We start from the raw sequence: 17,425 nt of genomic DNA on the forward strand, positions 1-17,425 counted from the left end.
CTTGAGATGAAAGCGACATAGCGAGGCCAGCCGAGGATTTCAAGAGCGCAGCGACCCGTCCCTAGACGGCACCTTCATCGTGCAAACGGCTCAACCGATCCGCCACCGCCTCTGCGTGACGCTTGTCTGCCCGGGCCATTGCCCGCAGATCGGGCGCACGCAGGCAGTCTTCCAGTCGGCCCGGCAGACGTTCAAGCAGTCTGTCCCATTTCCGTGCGGCAAGCTCGCTGCGAATGCGCAGACTACGTGCTGACGCCGGGAACCAGCGTGCGTAAATGTTGAATACTGAAAGAAAGCGCCGCCAGAATGTCTCCGCCCCGAGGATCAGGAATGTTATCATCAGGCCGATGGCCGCGATGAGTATCGTGCCGAGAACCAACACAGGCTGTAACAACAGCAGTAAGACCAGGCTCGTAGCGAGAACTGTTTTGGCATTCGGTCGATAGCTCAGAACGCGCCGTCTTGCGGATTGCAGAACCGGCCTGAGCAACGGTTTTCGCGCTGGCGCAGGTGCAGGTGCAGCCGGTTTTTCAAATTGTCGTTGTGCTGGGCGTTTGCCTTGCGCCATGCGGTGCGGCGAGGTGGGTTTGGCCGCTGGTACATCGGGCGCCGTGCTTTCTTCGGCGATCATAGCCCGGATGGCAGCAATATCCCGGTCCATAGTCTGAGCCATATGTCAGTCCACCTGTTTCATCTCATCCCCAACGCGGCATTTGTGAGGGAGGATTCTGACCATTCGGTGGCGTAAAAATGGCGCGGATGTGACGGTAGGGCTGGCAGGGGCTGAGGGACTCGAACCCACGACCCTCGGTTTTGGAGACCGATGCTCTACCAACTGAGCTAAACCCCTATGCCGGGGGATGGCGTAGTCGGAAAAGCGGTCGGGTTCAAGAGGGATCGCAAGGTCAAACCTGAAAAAGAGGCGTGCGATTATCCTGCCACGGCTTCCAGCGCGTCGATATCCGCGCCCGTAATCAGCGTCTCATGGAGCATGATCTTTTCGATGGGCCAATCCCACCATGCGAGATCCAGCAACCTGGCAATCACGCCAGGGTCGAAACGCCGGCGGATTACCTTGCCTGGATTGCCCACGACCACGCTGTAGTCCGGGACTGTGCCGCCGACGACAGCCCCCGTGCCGATAATGACACCAGACCCGATCTGTGCGCCGGGCAGAATCCGCGCATCGGCTCCGATCCAGACATCATGGCCGACAACCGTGTCCCGCCCCTCCGGCAACGCATTTGCATAAGCACCGAAACGCTCGGGATCGTGAATGGCAAAGGGGAAAGTCGAAACCCCCCGCATGTCATGATTGGCCCCATGGGTGATGAACCGAACGCCGTGGGCAAACTGCCCGAACTTGCCAATAATCAGCCTGTCGCTGGACATCGGGAAAAGATACGGCGCGATCCGACCTGCCCAGCCAGACAGCTCTGCAGGCGGGTTAAAATCGTTGGCGTAGGTATAGTCCCCGACCTCGATGCGCGGGTGATCAATGACCGCCTTGAGAAAGACATTGTTGGGAAGCTTGCCGCCATCCGGCAGCGTGACGGGGTGGATTGTGTCTGGCGATGGAAAACTCATGAACTCACTCTGAAAAAGGTGCGTTGAGAGCCTTGTAGCGAATTGCACAGGCAAGAAAATCAACAAATCTTAAAAAACCTTAATCAGTGTGATCCGCTTCACTGACGCGACGGCACCCAACTGCAAAAGTGGGTACAGGCAGCGGCTGAAACGGTACTGCCCAAGCGTTTCTACCGCGCATTCAACGACCCGCCGGAATTGGTGTTCCGGTATTTTTAAGGACGATCATTATGCATATGAAATTCATCTCATTCATCGCCGGTGCCGGAATTATCCTGGCTGGCTGCGCGAACCAGAGCCAATACCCTCTCACCGGCGCTGCCATCGGCGCGGGGGACTCCGTCCAGTTCATGGCCGCGCCCGACGTAGCGCGGTACTGACCTAGCAGGCTTCCGATACCGGACATAATCGGAACCTGGTGTTGCGCCTGACCTCGGAGGTTGCAGCACAAAAAAAGAGCCACCGTTTTGCCGGTGGCTCTTTTCTGTTTCTCAGGAAGGGCTGGGCCCGTTTTCTTGGAGAGCGACCGGGTGCCGCGTCTCTGCTCCCGTTGATCCTGTGGACCATCTGCCACAGGTGACGCCCACACGGCGCGCGGAGCTTTCACTCCGCACCCCGTTTTACTCGGTGATCTTGGACACCACGCCTGCGCCGACGGTGCGGCCGCCTTCGCGGATCGCAAACCGCAGACCATTTTCCATCGCGATCGGCGCGATCAGCTCGACGCCAAAGCTCACGTTGTCGCCCGGCATCACCATCTCGGTGCCTTCGTTCAGCTGAACCGTGCCGGTCACATCCGTCGTACGGAAGTAAAACTGCGGACGGTAGTTCGCGAAGAACGGCGTGTGACGGCCACCCTCTTCTTTGGTCAGGATGTAGGCTTCCGCCTCGAACTTGGTGTGCGGGGTCACGGAACCCGGCTTGCAGAGCACCTGGCCACGCTCAACCGCTTCCCGGTCTATGCCGCGCAGCAGCGCGCCGATGTTGTCGCCCGCTTCACCGCGGTCCAGCAGCTTGCGGAACATTTCAACACCTGTGCAGGTGGTTTTCTGCGTGTCTTTGATGCCGACGATTTCGATCTCGTCGCCCACGTTGATCACGCCACGCTCGACACGGCCGGTCACAACGGTGCCGCGACCGGAGATCGAGAACACGTCTTCCACGGGCATCAGGAACGGCTGGTCGATCGCACGCTCAGGCGTCGGGATCCACTCGTCGACGGCGGCCATCAGCTTCTTGATGGATTCCTCACCGATCTCGGGGTTGTTGCCTTCCATCGCCGCCAGCGCCGAGCCGGGGATGACGGGGATGTCGTCGCCGGGGTACTCGTAGGAGGACAGCAGCTCGCGGATTTCCATCTCGACCAGCTCCAGCAGCTCGTCGTCATCCACCTGATCGACCTTGTTCATGTAGACAACCATGGTGGGAATACCCACCTGGCGGCCCAGCAGGATGTGCTCGCGCGTCTGCGGCATCGGGCCGTCAGCGGCGTTCACCACCAGGATCGCGCCGTCCATCTGCGCCGCACCGGTGATCATGTTTTTCACATAGTCCGCGTGGCCGGGGCAGTCGACGTGCGCGTAATGGCGCGCGTCGGTCTCGTATTCCACGTGTGCGGTCGAGATGGTGATCCCGCGGGCTTTCTCTTCGGGCGCGCCGTCGATCTGGTCATAGGCCTGGAAATCGCCAAAATACTTCGTGATCGCAGCCGTCAGCGTCGTCTTGCCGTGGTCAACGTGACCAATCGTGCCAATGTTGACGTGCGGTTTATTCCGTTCAAACTTTGCCTTTGCCATGGTGAGAGGCGCCCTTTTGCTTGCAGGGGGTCGTCGCAGACCCATTCTTCATATGGCGCGCGATGTATTGCGAAGCGACAGGAAAATCAAGCACGACGTTGACGCGGTGCTATTCGGCCGCTGTGACCAGTTTCTCTTCGATCACACTCGGCGAGGCTTCGCCGTTTTCGAGCGACACCGTGCCGGGCACATCTTCGAACCAGCCCTCTTCAGCTTTCATCTTGACCAGGTAGTTTTCAATGGCCTGTGCCGTATTCCGCGACAGGTTCAAAAGCTGCGTCTCGGCGGACTGGCTCCAGCCCGTTCCGACGATGCTTTCCCCGTCCAGGGTTTCCAGCACGGTCAATTGCTCCGGCTCTTCATTGAGCTTCACGCCCCGCGCATCGTCCCAGACCGTCAGACGGATGATCATCGCCGACTTGGGCGCGGCCACCACGGGAACACCCCGCTTGGCCAGCACGTACCCTTCGATGCTCACGCCGAAATGATAATCCTTGGTACCCTCGTATCGATCAAACCGCTCGGCAATGGCGGACTGCAATGAGGCGATTAACCCTTCCTTCGGCACCTCGCGGCTCACCGTGGCGGTGGTCTGAACCTTGGGCGCGACGACCACGTTGTGCCCAAGGCTGAAATTGCCAAGTGGGACAAGCGGCGCGTCAAGGTCCTTGGCCCCTGTGCAGGCGGCCAGCGCCAAACCTGCCATGAGTAGTCCGATACGCCTGATCATAGTGCACCCCGATGCCTTTTTGTTGGCACCCTGCCTAGCCCAAGCCTTCCCAACGCGCAATCCATCCGAGCCATTCGGTGGACCACCACGCGCCCGGCACTATCTCAGCCCCATGCACCCCCCAAAAGATATCCGGCACCATGAACATGTCCGCCTGCCCGTAAGGGTCGCGCTGGTGCGTGAAGAGTTGGGCGTCTTGCGCAGCTTTGCACGCATGCGCGAGAATATCCTGAACATCATTCCCGAGATTGCCACGCAAGAGCCTGTTGTGTCAGGCCGCACCGCCAAACGCTGGCATATGATCATGGACCCGCCTGCCATTCGACGGATTCTTCTGGATCGGGTCGAAGATTACCCGAAGTCGGTCGTCACCAAAAACCTGTTGCGCCCTGCAGTAGGCGAGTCGCTGTTCATCGCGGAAGGCGCGCACTGGCGCTGGCAACGACGCCTTGCGGCACCGGTTTTCTCCCATCGCAATGTCCGGAACCTCTCAGGTGTGATGACAGCCGCAGCCGAGCGCAGTGCGGAGCGCATCGGGCAAGCAGGCCCGCGCGCGGTCAACCTCCTGGATGAGATGGTCAAGGCCACCTTCGACGTCATTTCAGAGGTGACCTTCAGCGGGGATGGCAGTTTTGACCGCACCTCCATTCACCGCGCAATCGATGCCTATATCGCGGATGCCGGACGCGTCTCGCTCCTCGATGTTCTGGGCGCACCGGATTGGATGCCGCGCCCGGCACGGGTTCTTTCCACCCAGTCAATGGAGCAGATGCGCCGCGATGCGGATGATGCCATCGACGCCAGGGCGGCGCGCGGGCCGGGCCCCGTACCGGACCTGCTGGATCTACTCCTCGCCGGAGAAGACCCGAAAACCAAACGCCGCATGAATGTGGCGGAGTTGCGGGACAATCTGCTGACCTTTATCGTTGCAGGGCATGAGACCACCGCGTTGACGCTGGCGTGGTCACTCTACCTCTGTGCTTTCGACCCGGCGGTCCAGGAGCAGGCCCGGGAAGAAGCCAGAAACGTGCTGCAGGGACGCGCCGCAACAGGCGACGATCTGGATAATCTTCCCTATATCCGGCAGATCGTGGAGGAAGCTTTGCGGCTTTATCCGCCCGCCGGGGTCATTTCACGCACAGCGCAAAAGGCGGATGATCTGAGCGGTGCTGACATCCGTCCCGGTGACACAGTGATGATCCCGATCTACGCATTGGGGCGACATAAGCTGCTTTGGGACGCACCGGATCAGTTCAATCCCGACAGGTTCGCAGATCGAAAGGCCATCGACCGATACGCCTATCTGCCGTTTGGGGACGGCCCGCGCATCTGCATCGGCGCGTCTTTTGCGGTGCAAGAGGCGGTAATCATCCTCGCCACCTTGCTGTCGCGGTTTCGCTTCCGACCCGTGCCCGGTCGGGACCCGAAGCCGGTCATGATCCTGACCCTGCGGCCCGAAGGCGGCGTCTGGCTCATGGCAGACCCAGTCTAGATTACGTCACCTGCTGTCTGAGAGGCTTTCGCTGCCTGTTGCCCGTGGCTCAAACGCAAAACCGATGCGTCAAAGCCCCGCCGTCAGGTAAGCGTTTCAGGTGAACTTGTTGTCGCGCGGGAAGCCACGGGGCGCCATGCGACCGGCGCTGGCACGTTTGCCGGTCCACTCGTCTAACGCTGCCTCCGTTCTTGTCCGCCCTGCCGGATCCTGCCAACTCAGGCCTTCTGCACGCTCGAACGTAGCCGCATCGGACAGACCGCCGTCCTTGTACTTTTGCAACCGAACACCTTTGCCGCGTCCCATCTCGGGCAGTTCATCCAATCCAAAAACCAACACCTTGCGGTTTTCGCCCACAACCGCCACGCTGTCGCCCGTCACGGGCTTACACACCAGCGCACGGGTATCACCGCGGACGTTGAGTACTTGTTTGCCACTGCGTGTCTGTGCGACCACATCATCTTCTGGCACCACGAACCCGTCCCCGGTACTCGACGCAACAAGCAATCTGCGACCCGATTGATGGGTCAGAATGGTCACGATCTCCGCCTCGTTCGGCAGATCGACCATCAGACGCAGAGGCTCACCCATGCCGCGACCACCGGGCAGATTGGCGGCGGACACCGTGTAGAACCGACCGTTAGAGCCAAAGACCAGCAATCGGTCCGTCGTCTCCGCGTGGAAAATGAAGCGGGGACCGTCGCCATCCTTGAACTTCAACTCGCGATTCAGGTCGATGTGTCCGGTCATCGCACGCACCCACCCCATTTGCGAACAGACCACAGTGATGGGTTCGCGGTCGATCATCGCCTCGATGGGGACATCTTCGATCACCGCCCCTTCGGCAAAGGTCGTGCGCCGCGCACCGCCTTCGTAGTCCTTGCCGAACTGTTTCTTGGTCTCACGCAGTTGCGCCGTGATGCTGTCCCATTGCAGGCCGGGGTTATCCAGCAAATCCTCAAGACCTGCCCGCTCCTCCATCAACGCGGATTGCTCGCGCAGCAACTCCATCTCCTCCAGACGCCGCAGGGACCGCAGGCGCATGTTGAGGATCGCCTCGGCCTGCACCTCGCTCAACTCGCCCTCCCCCGGTGCCGGGGTCACATAGTCGTTCTCATCGGTGACACGCGTGTGGGTCTTGCCCCAATCCTCACGCATGAGGGCGGCCTTGGGATCGTCATCATATCGAATGATGTCGATGACCCGGTCGAGATTGAGGAAGGCGATGATGAAACCTTCGAGCACCTCAAGACGGTGATCGATCTTTTCCATCCGGTGGGTGGACCGCCGGATCAGGACGTCCTGCCGGTGATCGAGGAAGGCGCGCAGCACTTCTTTCATCGAGCAGACTTTGGGCGTCAGCCCGTCAATCAGCACGTTCATGTTGAGCGAAAACCGCACCTCGAGATCGCAGTTCCGGAACAACATCCCCATCAGCACCTCGGGATCGACGGACCGCGACCGGGGCTCGATGATCATGCGCACATCATCAGCGGATTCGTCGCGTACATCGGCGAGGATCGGGATTTTCTTGGTCTGGATGATCTCCGCGATCTTTTCGATCAGCTTTGACTTCTGGACCTGATAGGGGATCTCTGTGACCACGATCTGCCATTGACCGCGGCCCAGATCCTCAACCTCCCAGCGGCAGCGCAACCGGAACGAGCCCCGCCCGGTACGATACGCCGTAGCGATGTTTTCAGGCGGCTCGACGATCACGCCACCGGTCGGGAAATCCGGACCCGGCACGTAGTTCAGCAGCGTGTCATCCCGCGCATCAGGCGTCTTGATCAGATGGATGCAGGCATCACAAAGCTCTGCGATGTTGTGCGGCGGGATGTTCGTCGCCATCCCCACCGCAATCCCGGACGACCCGTTGGCCAGCAGGTTGGGAAACTGCGCAGGCAACACCACCGGTTCGGTGAGGGTGCCATCGTAATTCTCGCGGAAATCGACGGCATTCTCGTTCAGACCTTCGAGCATGGCCTCGGCCACGGCGGTCATGCGCGCTTCAGTGTACCGACTGGCCGCAGGGTTGTCGCCATCGATGTTACCGAAATTCCCCTGCCCATCGACCAGCGGATAACGCACGTTGAAATCCTGCGCGAGCCGCGCCATCGCGTCATAGATCGCGGCATCGCCATGCGGGTGATAATTGCCCATCACATCGCCGGAAATCTTGGCAGACTTGCGAAAGCCCCCCGATGACGTCAGCCGCAATTCCCGCATCGCATAGAGAATACGGCGATGCACAGGCTTCAATCCATCCCGCGCGTCCGGCAAGGCCCGGTGCATGATCGTGCTGAGCGCATAGGTCAGATACCGCTCGCCCAGCGCCCGACGCAGGGGTTCGGACACATCAGCGGGCGGCATGTCGGGGGTATCGAGATCGTCGGCCATTGAGGGTGTGTAGCGCCCCGTCTGCGCCCGAACAAGCGCGTTGTGGCAGAAAAGGCGCGGCCCCGATGTGACGACAGCGCAACAGTCTGAAAGTGAGGTTTTGCATCGCCATTTCCCACTCCCCGAAATCAAATTCGATTGTTATGGACCCAAACAGTGTCGAAATGTGTTAGACTGACAGAAGTTGTAACGAGGGTTTTTTCTATGAAGCGATTCATTTTCTTGAGTTTCGGATTTTTGGGGTTCGCCTTCTATGAAATGAGCGGGGGGGCGGAATTTGATCCGATCGCTTCCAGAAATGCAGCAGTTCTCGCAAGAAGTGGCGCCGACATTTCCGCACAGGATATTCAGACCGCACAAGCCGAGCCTGCAGTGCAGCGCGAAGAGGAAGTGACCCGTATGTCGCTGAACCTGACATCGCTCAGCACGGTGCTCGAAGAAGAAGAACCCGAACCGCGCACATCATCTCGCCATGTTACTTCACCGACGGCACCCGCTTCGGTGACCAATGTGACCTTCAGAAACCCATCCGACAGCGGCGTTGTGCTGCCAAGTATCATTTTCCCGGGCAATACTGCGCAGGCCTCCTCCGCCGCTGTCACGCAGACGCGGGATGTACGCTACGTCTCCGGTACGCTTGTGAATCTGCGCGGCGGACCAGGCACGGGTTTCGATGTCGTGGCACAGCTGGACCAGGATACCGAAGTAGAAGTGCTGCAGGATGACGGCACCGGCTGGGTAAAACTGCGCCCTGTCGCGGGTGGTCCGGACGGCTGGATTGCAGAGTTCCTCTTGACAAGCGGATAGGGTTGCACCCCCCGCCCCAAGTTGCGATTGCTGAACCCGGAAATCGCAGAGGGGGCACATGGCGCAGAAATCCATACTCATCACCGGCTGTTCATCGGGCATAGGATATTGTGCGGCCGTGGGCATGCGTGCCCAGGGGTGGCGCGTCTTTGCGGCCTGCCGCCAACCCGAAGACTGCGACCGCCTTCAGGCAGAGGGGTTTGAAAGCCCTCTTCTGGACTACACCGACAGCACCACGATTGACGCCGCCCTTGCGGAGGTACTCTCCGCAACAGGCGGTACGCTCGATGTTCTCTTCAACAACGGCGCGCATGGAACACCTGGCGCTGTGGAAGACCTGCCCACGGACGCGCTGCGCGCAATCTTTGAGGCCAATTTTTTCGGCTGGCACCACCTGACCCGCGCTGTGATCCCCGTCATGCGCCAACAAGGCCATGGCCGCATCGTACAGTGCTCCTCCGTACTTGGCTTTGTGACGATGCCCTGGCGAGGGGCCTACAACGCGACGAAATTTGCGCTCGAAGGGCTGACGGACACGCTCCGGATCGAAATGCGCGACACGCCGGTCGATGTCATTCTGATCGAGCCGGGTCCCGTAACGTCCAAAATTCGCGAGAATGCGGTGATCCACTATGAAAAATGGATCGACTGGCGCGGCTCCGCCCGCCGGACACAATACGAAAACGGGTTAAACAAACGCCTCTACGAGAGCCGAGGGCCGGACCCCTTTGAACTGCCCCCGGCGGCTGTTCTCGAAAAACTCATTCACGCCTGCGAAGCTTCCCGGCCACAGGCACGATACTACGTAACAGCGCCAACGTATGCTATGGGGCTGTTGCGCCGCGTGCTACCGACACGGGCGCTCGACTGGGTACTGTCGAAAGGCTGACGCAGCACTTCGCGCAAAACCGGTTCGCTTTTCCCGCACACCCCCCTACATGTGCTGCTGGGACAGAAAAGGAAAATGCCGTGGGTGACCCATTATTCGTGCTGATCATACTCGCCTGCCTCGCAGTCGTCGTCGTCTTAATGCTCGGGCTTGGCGGCTTCGCGGGTGGTGGCGCCTTCAACAAGAAGAACGCCAATAAGCTGATGCGCTACCGGATTGGCGCGCAATTTGTCGCGGTGATCCTCATCGTGATCTATGTCTATCTGCGCTGAAAGGGAGGCTGACGTCATATGGTCGTTCTTAACAAGATTTACACCAAAACCGGCGATGCGGGCGAGACCGCGCTAGGCAATGGCGCACGTGTCGCCAAACACGCATCCCGCGTGACGGCCTATGGCACCGCTGATGAATTGAACTCCTTTGTCGGCGTGGCGCGGCTTGAAGCCACCGGTGATGTCGATGACGCGCTGAGCCGCATTCAGAACGACCTTTTCGACCTTGGCGCCGATCTCTGTCGCCCGGATATGGAACAGGATGCAGAGGCGGAGTATCCTCCGCTGCGCATGGTCGACGCACAGGTGGCGCGGCTGGAATCCGAAATCGACGCGATGAACACGAAACTGGATCCCCTGCGCAGTTTTATTCTGCCCGGTGGTGCGAAACTTGCCGCGCACCTGCATGTGTGCCGGACCGTTGCCCGGCGTGCCGAGCGCCTGAGCGTCGAACTGGCAACGATGGAGTCCATCAATCCGGCGGCCGTGAAATATCTCAATCGGTTGAGCGATTGGTTTTTTGTCGCGGCTCGCATGGCCAACAACGACGGTAAGGACGACGTCTTGTGGGTTCCGGGCGCGAACCGCTGAAAGCGGCGACACATCCAGCGGATGCATCGGCGACCGGAAGGGCGGAATCCAAGCCCGAAAGGGCGGGCGCAAACCGCTGATCAGATCGGGCATATCCCGGCCAGCTTGAGATGCGGCCTATCGGAAATTTTTGCGCTGAAGGGTGGAAATCGGTGGAAACGCGGCGTTCCTGCGCCCAGGCGTGACGATTTTACACTGTTTCATGTGCCGAAGCTTGGGTAAACCACCCCTCAGACAACGAAAGGCTCACGGGGAGTGTGAGTCGCTAATCCAAGGAGAGAGACGCCAATGAAGGTTCTGGTACCTGTCAAACGCGTGATCGACTACAACGTGAAGGTGCGCGTGAAAGCGGACGGATCGGGTGTTGATCTTGCCAATGTGAAAATGTCGATGAACCCGTTTGACGAGATTTCCGTCGAACAGGCGATCCGCCTCAAGGAAGCGGGTCAGGCCGATGAGGTCGTCGTCGTTTCCATCGGTGTCAAGCAAAGCCAGGAAACCCTGCGCACCGCTTTGGCGATGGGCGCAGACCGCGCCATTCTGGTGATCGCTGCAGATGACGTGCATCAGGATATCGAACCACTGGCCGTCGCGAAAATCCTCAAGGCCATCGTTGATGAGGAACAGCCAGGTCTGGTGTTCTGCGGCAAGCAGGCCATCGACAATGATATGAACGCCACCGGCCAGATGCTGTCTGCGCTGATGGGCTGGTCGCAGGCGACATTTGCCTCCGAAGTGTCCATCGAAGGCGATCATGCCGTCGTCAGCCGCGAAGTGGACGGCGGGATGCAGACCATCAAGGTAACAATGCCGACCGTCATCACCGTGGACCTGCGCCTGAACGAGCCGCGCTATGCCTCGCTGCCCAACATCATGAAAGCCAAGAAAAAGCCGCTGGATGAAAAGACAGCTGCCGACTACGGCGTCGATGTGAGCCCACGGCTTGAGATCGTGAAAACCGTTGAGCCCGAAGCCCGCGCGGCAGGGATCAAGGTTGGGTCGGTCGAAGAGCTGGTATCGAAACTCAAAGAAGCGGGGGCTGTGTAATGGCTGTTCTACTCCTTGCAGAAGTAACCGATGGCGAACTGGCGATGGACGCGACCTCCAAAGCGGTGACCGCTGCCAAGATGCTGGGCGATGTGACCGTTCTGGCCGCAGGCGGGTCTGCCGCCGCAGCGGGCGAAGCAGCAGCGAAAATCGATGGTGTCAGCAAAGTGCTGGTCGCCGAAGACGCAACGCTGGGCCACCGCCTTGCGGAATCGACAGCCGCGCTCATCGTGTCACTGTCAGGCGACTACGAGCATATCGTGGCACCTGCGACAACCGACGCCAAGAACGTGATGCCACGCGTTGCAGCCCTGCTCGACGTCATGGTGATTTCCGATGCCTCCGGCGTGGTCGATGGCAACACCTTCGAACGCCCGATCTACGCAGGCAACGCGGTTCAGACCGTGAAATCCGCAGACGCCAAGAAGGTTGTGACCTTCCGGACATCGACCTTTGACGCCGCGGGCGAAGGCGGATCGGCATCGGTCGAAACCATCTCGGCTGCCGACAATCCGGGCCTCAGCGAATGGGTCGAAGACAAGGTAGCCGCAAGCGACCGTCCAGAACTCACCTCCGCAGGTGTAGTCGTCTCCGGGGGTCGCGGCGTCGGGTCCGAAGACGATTTCGCGCTGATCGAAAAGCTTGCTGACAAACTCGGGGCAGCGGTTGGTGCCTCGCGCGCGGCGGTCGATTCCGGCTATGCGCCGAACGACTGGCAAGTTGGTCAAACCGGCAAGGTTGTGGCTCCCGATCTCTATATCGCGGTTGGCATCTCCGGTGCGATTCAGCACCTCGCCGGCATGAAGGACAGCAAGATCATCGTTGCCATCAACAAGGACGAAGAAGCGCCGATCTTCCAGGTTGCTGACTACGGGCTGGTGGCGGACCTTTTCACCGCCGTGCCGGAGCTGATCGAAAAGCTGTAATCGACGCACCGCGATATCGCGAAAACAAAAAAGCCGCGCTTGCTCTAAGCGCGGCTTCTTTTGTCAGACAAGTTCCTGAAGCACGGTCCCAAGCTTCTGCGCCAGCTCACCATGCGCTTTGGGGCCCAGCATCTCTGCCGCCGCCATCGCTTCCAGCTGACTGAACACCATACCCTCTGTACCTACCGAAGAGGCCTCCGGGGTGGCAACGACTTCGACAAATCTGGACGCATGGGGCGTCAGTTCCTCCAGCATCTCGCGTGTCACGAATAGAGGAGAGCGTGCCTTGGCAGGATCCAGCCCGGCAGGTTCCTGATGCAATGGCGCGTGATCAGCAAACCAGACCAATACCGTTTCGCCGGATGCACGTTTCAGTAGCAGCTTCATACGTGCCAGCCACGCTGTCTGAACTTCGTTGCGCACGGCAGCAAATCGCTCATTCGAGACGTTAAAGAGCGAGCTAAGCATATGTTTGGTGAAATGGAATTCCGCAAAATCCACTTCCGGAAAGATCGCCGTCAGCAAGGGAGACGCAGTAACAAAACGATCATTCCTACGCGGATGCACCGTGTAAAAGCGATTCGACAGGTTTTGCGCCCCAACGATCTGAACCACTGTCGCCGCCGCGCCCGTACAGGCCTCACCCAAGAAACTGTCATTTAACAACACGTCAACACCAGCGTTCGCAACGCCAAAGTTCACACAATTCACCCCAAGACCACTTTCAACAAGCGCCGGAAACGGCGTTTTTATGAATTTCCCATAAGTCGCCGTACCGCCAAGGAAAGAAACGTAAGGCGCATCCAGGCGCCGCTCAGGCCCCCGGAACAACAGTTTTGATTGGCCGTATCTGCACGGCATGTAATCGAGAGCCCCCGCCCCCAGTACGTCATAGGTCATAGAACCCACCTTTTTTCGTTCACCCGTGGATCACTTTGCATGGTGCATCCTTAGATTTTCTTAAACGGTCATTTTGAGCTGTATTTTAGAAGGTGGATGGCCTTGCAGCCCATGCATCTGGCACCCTAAGGTGCGTCAAATCGAAAAGGGGCTGGCGATGGATATCAAGGCAATCGGGATTGTGGGCGCGGGCCAGATGGGCAACGGGATTGCGCATGTGATGTCGCTGGCCGGGTACGATGTTCTGCTGAACGACGTCAGCGAAGACGCATTGACTGCCGCAATGAGCCTGATGACGAAAAATATGGATCGGCAGGTCAGCCGCGGCAAGATTACCGGCGAAGACCAGGCCGCGGCACTGGCGCGGATCAAGACAACAAAGACACTGACCGATCTCGGTCAGACCGACCTGATCATCGAAGCCGCAACAGAACGCGAAGCCGTCAAGCAGGCAATTTTCGAAGACCTGCTGCCGCATCTGCAGCCCCATACGATCCTGACATCGAACACCTCCTCCATCTCCATCACACGGCTGGCCAGTCGGACCGATCGACCCGAAAAATTCATGGGTTTCCACTTCATGAACCCGGTGCCGGTGATGCAACTTGTAGAGCTGATCCGAGGCATCGCGACGGATGAGGCAACCTTCAAGACCTGCAAATCAGTCGTGGACCGGCTGGGCAAAACGGCGGCGTCAGCCGAGGATTTTCCTGCCTTTATCGTGAACCGCATCCTGATGCCGATGATCAACGAGGCCGTCTATACCCTTTACGAAGGGGTCGGCAGCGTGGAATCCATCGACAGCTCAATGAAGCTCGGGGCCAACCATCCAATGGGGCCGCTGGAGCTGGCCGATTTCATCGGGCTGGACACCTGTCTGGCGATCATGAACGTGCTGCACGACGGGCTGGCTGATACAAAATACCGCCCATGCCCGTTGTTGACCAAATATGTCGAAGCCGGTTGGCTGGGCCGCAAAACACAGCGTGGTTTCTACGATTATCGCGGCGAGACACCGGTGCCGACGCGATAGAAGACTAGTCTTTCAGCGACAACGTGTGGTCACGTAGCCAGGCCATGAACCCGCGCGGATCATCGTCCCATTTGCGCAAATCGTCCTGATCGATCGGGTGCCCGACAATCGGCGCCTGCGATTTGTTGAGGGAATACACGATCTCGTGAAGCAAAAGGCCCTGCCGCAAAATCGGCGATACCTTGTTGGCGATCTGGTAGGCGCGGGAATTCTGTCCCGGAAACTTGATCGGCAGAACCGTTGCACCCGAGCGGCGAATGAGCTTGGCGGTAAACACATTCCATTCGCCCTCGATCGCCGGCCCGAAATAGGTCTCCGATGCGGCGACACCGCCCGACGGGAAAAGCGCGACGACACCGCCGTCCTTCAGATGCTGCATCGCCTTCGCGCGCATCTCAACGCCTTTGCGTTGTGCGTCCGGATCGTGCGGGAAGGGCACCGGGATCATGTAAGACCCCGCAACCTCATCGATCACGGTCAGTAATGAGCGGGTCAGGATGCGATAATCAGGCCGCACCCGCCCGATGAGATCGGCAAATATCATGCCGTCGACCATGCCATGCGGGTGATTGGACACAACGATCACAGGCCCGGTTTTGGGGATACGGTCCAACTGCTCTTGCGGGGTCAGCAGATCGATGCCCATCACGTCCAGTGCCGCACGCCAGAACGCCTGCCCCTGCGGTGCGCCACGCTGCTCGAACTTGCGCACAAGGCGCAGAATGGTCAGCTTGCCGGTCAGCGCCTCGATGATGCGAATAATCGTGGATTTCCAGGGATCTTCGAAGGTTGACGCGTAGGACAAACTTCTGCGGTCATATTTGCTGAAATTGACCGGTTCCGCCTTCCCGGCAGCCACATTGATGTCTTGTGAACTTTCTACCAAGACCTGCTATCCTGTCTGGCGCCTGTCACAGCGCCGGTTTCTTCACTGACCTTCGCCGAATTTGTCAGAGACAAGCGTCGTCAGCGCCTCGGCCAATGCATCAGCATCCGGTCCGGAGGTCGTTATGTCAATAAAGCTTCCCTTGGACGCTGCCAACATCAAAAGTCCCATAATACTGTCTCCGGAGGCGGACAAACCGTCTTTGGAGACCTCGGCACTCGCGTCGAACCCCTCCACAACCTCAACCAGCTTGGCCGAGGCGCGGGCGTGCAAACCCTTCTCGTTCACAATCTTAAGCGTGCATTCCGTCATTGTCTTGATTGGGTATCCTGCTCTGGACTCACGTTTTGGCTGTCGATGTACTTTTTTCCAGCTTCCAATGCCAGACGCACAGCATCAGGCACAGCCTTCTGTCGGCTTTTTGCCAGTTTTATCAACATTGGCAGATTTGCGCCATAAAGGATGCGACGGTCGCCCGGTCGGCACGCCATCAGGCTCAGATTGGACGGCGATCCGCCATAAAGATCGGTAACAACGACAACGCCACTGCCCCTGTCCACTTCATCCGCCGCTATACAGATTTCCCGCTCCTTGGCGGCCCGGTCATGCACCGCATCGATCGAGATCGCCCTGATCCCCGGCTGAACGCCAACAACATGTTCAACAGCTGCGAGATACTCCTTGGCCAACCCGCCATGGGCAACAATCACGATACCGATCACGGGCTCAAGCCTCTTCTTTCTTACGCAGGTCCAATTCGCGGTGTCTTATTGACACCTGCCAGCCTTCTTCCGCAAGGCGCAAACCATGCCTTTCCGCCATCACAACAGACCTATGTTTGCCGCCGGTACACCCAAAGGCGATTGACAGGTGAGATTTTCCCTCCTCGCGATAAGAGGGCAGCAACAAAAGCGTAAGATCGAGCACTTTGTTCTCGAACTCGGCAAAGCTCGGATCAGCGGTCACATGGGCGGCGACGGCGTCCTGCCTGCCGTCCAGCGCCCGCAATTCTGCCACCCAATAGGGATTCGTCAGGAACCGGCAATCGAACACCATATCGACACTGCGCGGCAGACCCCGCTTGTAGGAAAAAGATTGAACGGAGACGGTCAGCCGCCGGTGCCCGCCCGGCGCAAACCAATGCTCTACGTCGGCGCGTAATTGGTGGACGTTCAATTCACTGGTGTCGATCAGGACGTCCGCACGGGATCGCAACGGCGCCAGCATATCCAATTCGCGCATGATGCCGTCCGATGGGCGGTCGTCAGGCGCCAGAGGGTGGCGCCGGCGGGTTTCTGAAAACCGACGCAGCAAGACATCGGTGCTACAATCGAGGTACAGAAGTTCCGGCGCCAGTCCGGGCACGCCAGTCAAGCGCCCGAGAAGGTCGATGATCGTGTTGGTGGAAAAATCCCGGTTCCGGGGATCGATCCCCAAGGCCAACGCACGCTCTGTGCCGGGACCTTCAAGGAGAGCAGGGAGCAGGCGCAGGGGCAAGTTATCCACGGCCTCGAAGCCCGCGTCTTCAAGCACATTCAGCGCGCTCGAACGCCCGGCCCCCGAGGGACCGGTGACAAATACAATCCTGCGCGCTGTCGGTTCTGGTTCGGTCATCCCGGATCTCTTCTGCCCGTCTTGAGATATTGCAAAATCGCCGCCGGGAAATAGGCACTTTCTACTTTGTGAAGGCAGGGTATCGGGACCCCGACCACTTGTACCGTATGCACCGCTGGCAAACGAGCGGTTTCGGGCGTATCCAGATCGACGGTCAGAACCACCTCAGCGGATTCTGCATGTTCCGCGGTCAGAAGCCCCACGCCGCGGGCCTCAATCAATCCGGCCAACGCGCGCGGTGCCGCGGCACGCACGACACCCCCTGTTGAGGTAACCTCCGTACGGTCGTCAGCGATCAGATCAGCGCCATACGCCATCAGCTGTAGTGCCAGGGCAGACTTTCCCCGACCGGATTCGCCGAGGATCAGAACACCACGCCCTTGGTGCGCAACGCAGCTGGCATGAATCGTCGTCGCCCGGGGACTTTCTGAGGTCTCGGTGCCCCCGCCTTCCAT

20 protein-coding genes and 1 tRNA gene are annotated in these 17,425 nt (G+C 59.2%); 9 read left to right on the top strand and 12 right to left on the bottom strand.

Annotation, left to right across the window (positions count from 1 at the left end):
- Positions 1–61: 61 nt before the first annotated feature.
- From Q1A52_RS01480 to Q1A52_RS01490, 3 genes are all read right to left on the bottom strand, one after another.
- Positions 62–673, bottom strand: coding sequence for a hypothetical protein (locus Q1A52_RS01480; protein ID WP_300009925.1), 612 nt, complete (start codon positions 671–673; stop codon positions 62–64).
- A gap of 101 nt (positions 674–774) precedes the next feature.
- Positions 775–850 (bottom strand) — tRNA-Trp (locus tag Q1A52_RS01485).
- A gap of 80 nt (positions 851–930) precedes the next feature.
- Positions 931–1,587 (bottom strand): CatB-related O-acetyltransferase, encoded by a 657-nt coding sequence (locus tag Q1A52_RS01490; protein WP_300009927.1) that lies wholly within the window; start codon positions 1,585–1,587, stop codon positions 931–933.
- A gap of 230 nt (positions 1,588–1,817) precedes the next feature.
- On the opposite strand from Q1A52_RS01490, the gene Q1A52_RS01495 reads away from it, so the two are divergent.
- Positions 1,818–1,967, top strand: a complete 150-nt coding sequence (locus Q1A52_RS01495) for a hypothetical protein (protein WP_300009930.1) — start codon at positions 1,818–1,820, stop codon at positions 1,965–1,967.
- Positions 1,968–2,207: 240 nt separating this feature from the next.
- On the opposite strand, the gene tuf is transcribed toward Q1A52_RS01495, so the two are convergent.
- Entirely contained in the window at positions 2,208–3,383 is a 1,176-nt protein-coding gene (gene tuf, locus Q1A52_RS01500; RefSeq protein WP_300009905.1) for an elongation factor Tu, read from the bottom strand.
- A gap of 109 nt (positions 3,384–3,492) precedes the next feature.
- Positions 3,493–4,113 (bottom strand): hypothetical protein, encoded by a 621-nt coding sequence (locus tag Q1A52_RS01505; protein ID WP_300009933.1) that lies wholly within the window; start codon positions 4,111–4,113, stop codon positions 3,493–3,495.
- A 112-nt stretch (positions 4,114–4,225) separates the two neighbouring features.
- On the opposite strand from Q1A52_RS01505, the gene Q1A52_RS01510 reads away from it, so the two are divergent.
- Positions 4,226–5,605: a cytochrome P450 gene (locus Q1A52_RS01510; protein ID WP_300009935.1), complete on the top strand. Its 1,380-nt coding sequence runs from the start codon at positions 4,226–4,228 to the stop codon at positions 5,603–5,605.
- Positions 5,606–5,701: 96 nt separating this feature from the next.
- On the opposite strand, the gene parC is transcribed toward Q1A52_RS01510, so the two are convergent.
- Entirely contained in the window at positions 5,702–8,005 is a 2,304-nt protein-coding gene (gene parC / locus Q1A52_RS01515) for a DNA topoisomerase IV subunit A (RefSeq protein WP_300009938.1), read from the bottom strand.
- 204 nt (positions 8,006–8,209) lie between these two features.
- Between parC and Q1A52_RS01520 the strand changes: the two genes are divergently transcribed.
- The 6 genes from Q1A52_RS01520 to Q1A52_RS01545 all read left to right on the top strand — a co-directional run bounded on the left by Q1A52_RS01520 (position 8,210) and on the right by Q1A52_RS01545 (position 12,537).
- Positions 8,210–8,812 (top strand): SH3 domain-containing protein, encoded by a 603-nt coding sequence (locus Q1A52_RS01520; protein ID WP_300009941.1) that lies wholly within the window; start codon positions 8,210–8,212, stop codon positions 8,810–8,812.
- Positions 8,813–8,870: 58 nt separating this feature from the next.
- The gene (locus Q1A52_RS01525) at positions 8,871–9,701 is read left to right on the top strand and encodes an SDR family NAD(P)-dependent oxidoreductase (protein WP_300009944.1); all 831 of its coding nucleotides are present in this window, start codon (positions 8,871–8,873) and stop codon (positions 9,699–9,701) included.
- Between the two features lie 80 nt (positions 9,702–9,781).
- Positions 9,782–9,973, top strand: a complete 192-nt coding sequence (locus Q1A52_RS01530) for a twin transmembrane helix small protein (protein ID WP_299780976.1) — start codon at positions 9,782–9,784, stop codon at positions 9,971–9,973.
- Positions 9,974–9,991: 18 nt separating this feature from the next.
- Positions 9,992–10,564 (top strand): cob(I)yrinic acid a,c-diamide adenosyltransferase, encoded by a 573-nt coding sequence (locus tag Q1A52_RS01535; RefSeq protein WP_300009947.1) that lies wholly within the window; start codon positions 9,992–9,994, stop codon positions 10,562–10,564.
- 288 nt (positions 10,565–10,852) lie between these two features.
- Entirely contained in the window at positions 10,853–11,611 is a 759-nt protein-coding gene (locus Q1A52_RS01540; RefSeq protein WP_300009950.1) for an electron transfer flavoprotein subunit beta/FixA family protein, read from the top strand.
- Positions 11,611–12,537, top strand: a complete 927-nt coding sequence (locus tag Q1A52_RS01545) for an FAD-binding protein (RefSeq protein WP_300009953.1) — start codon at positions 11,611–11,613, stop codon at positions 12,535–12,537. Before Q1A52_RS01540 ends, Q1A52_RS01545 begins: the two co-directional genes overlap by 1 nt.
- 63 nt (positions 12,538–12,600) lie before the next feature.
- Here the strand turns inward: Q1A52_RS01545 and Q1A52_RS01550 are convergent, their stop codons facing one another.
- Positions 12,601–13,437 carry a DUF6473 family protein gene (locus Q1A52_RS01550; RefSeq protein ID WP_300009956.1) on the bottom strand — a complete coding sequence of 279 codons (837 nt, stop codon included), beginning with the start codon at positions 13,435–13,437 and terminating at the stop codon, positions 12,601–12,603.
- A 157-nt stretch (positions 13,438–13,594) separates the two neighbouring features.
- Here Q1A52_RS01550 and Q1A52_RS01555 point away from each other — a divergent pair, with 157 nt between their 5' ends.
- Positions 13,595–14,470, top strand: a complete 876-nt coding sequence (locus Q1A52_RS01555; RefSeq protein ID WP_300009959.1) for a 3-hydroxybutyryl-CoA dehydrogenase — start codon at positions 13,595–13,597, stop codon at positions 14,468–14,470.
- Positions 14,471–14,474: 4 nt separating this feature from the next.
- Here Q1A52_RS01555 and Q1A52_RS01560 read toward each other — a convergent pair whose 3' ends face one another.
- From Q1A52_RS01560 to Q1A52_RS01580, 5 genes are read right to left on the bottom strand one after another with little or no spacing between them, the layout of a single operon-like run.
- Positions 14,475–15,356: a lysophospholipid acyltransferase family protein gene (locus Q1A52_RS01560; RefSeq protein ID WP_300009962.1), complete on the bottom strand. Its 882-nt coding sequence runs from the start codon at positions 15,354–15,356 to the stop codon at positions 14,475–14,477.
- Between the two features lie 42 nt (positions 15,357–15,398).
- Entirely contained in the window at positions 15,399–15,668 is a 270-nt protein-coding gene (locus Q1A52_RS01565) for an HPr family phosphocarrier protein (RefSeq protein WP_195819697.1), read from the bottom strand.
- Entirely contained in the window at positions 15,665–16,078 is a 414-nt protein-coding gene (locus Q1A52_RS01570; RefSeq protein ID WP_299780962.1) for a PTS fructose transporter subunit IIA, read from the bottom strand. Before Q1A52_RS01570 ends, Q1A52_RS01565 begins: the two co-directional genes overlap by 4 nt.
- Before the next feature lie 4 nt (positions 16,079–16,082).
- Complete coding sequence (rapZ, locus tag Q1A52_RS01575; RefSeq protein ID WP_300009965.1) at positions 16,083–16,970, bottom strand: RNase adapter RapZ; 888 nt, start codon at positions 16,968–16,970, stop codon at positions 16,083–16,085.
- Positions 16,967–17,425, bottom strand: coding sequence for an HPr kinase/phosphorylase (locus tag Q1A52_RS01580; protein ID WP_300009968.1), 459 nt, complete (start codon positions 17,423–17,425; stop codon positions 16,967–16,969). Before Q1A52_RS01580 ends, rapZ begins: the two co-directional genes overlap by 4 nt.

This window comes from uncultured Roseobacter sp., from assembly GCF_947488185.1.
Taxonomy (GTDB): Bacteria; Pseudomonadota; Alphaproteobacteria; order Rhodobacterales; family Rhodobacteraceae; genus Roseobacter.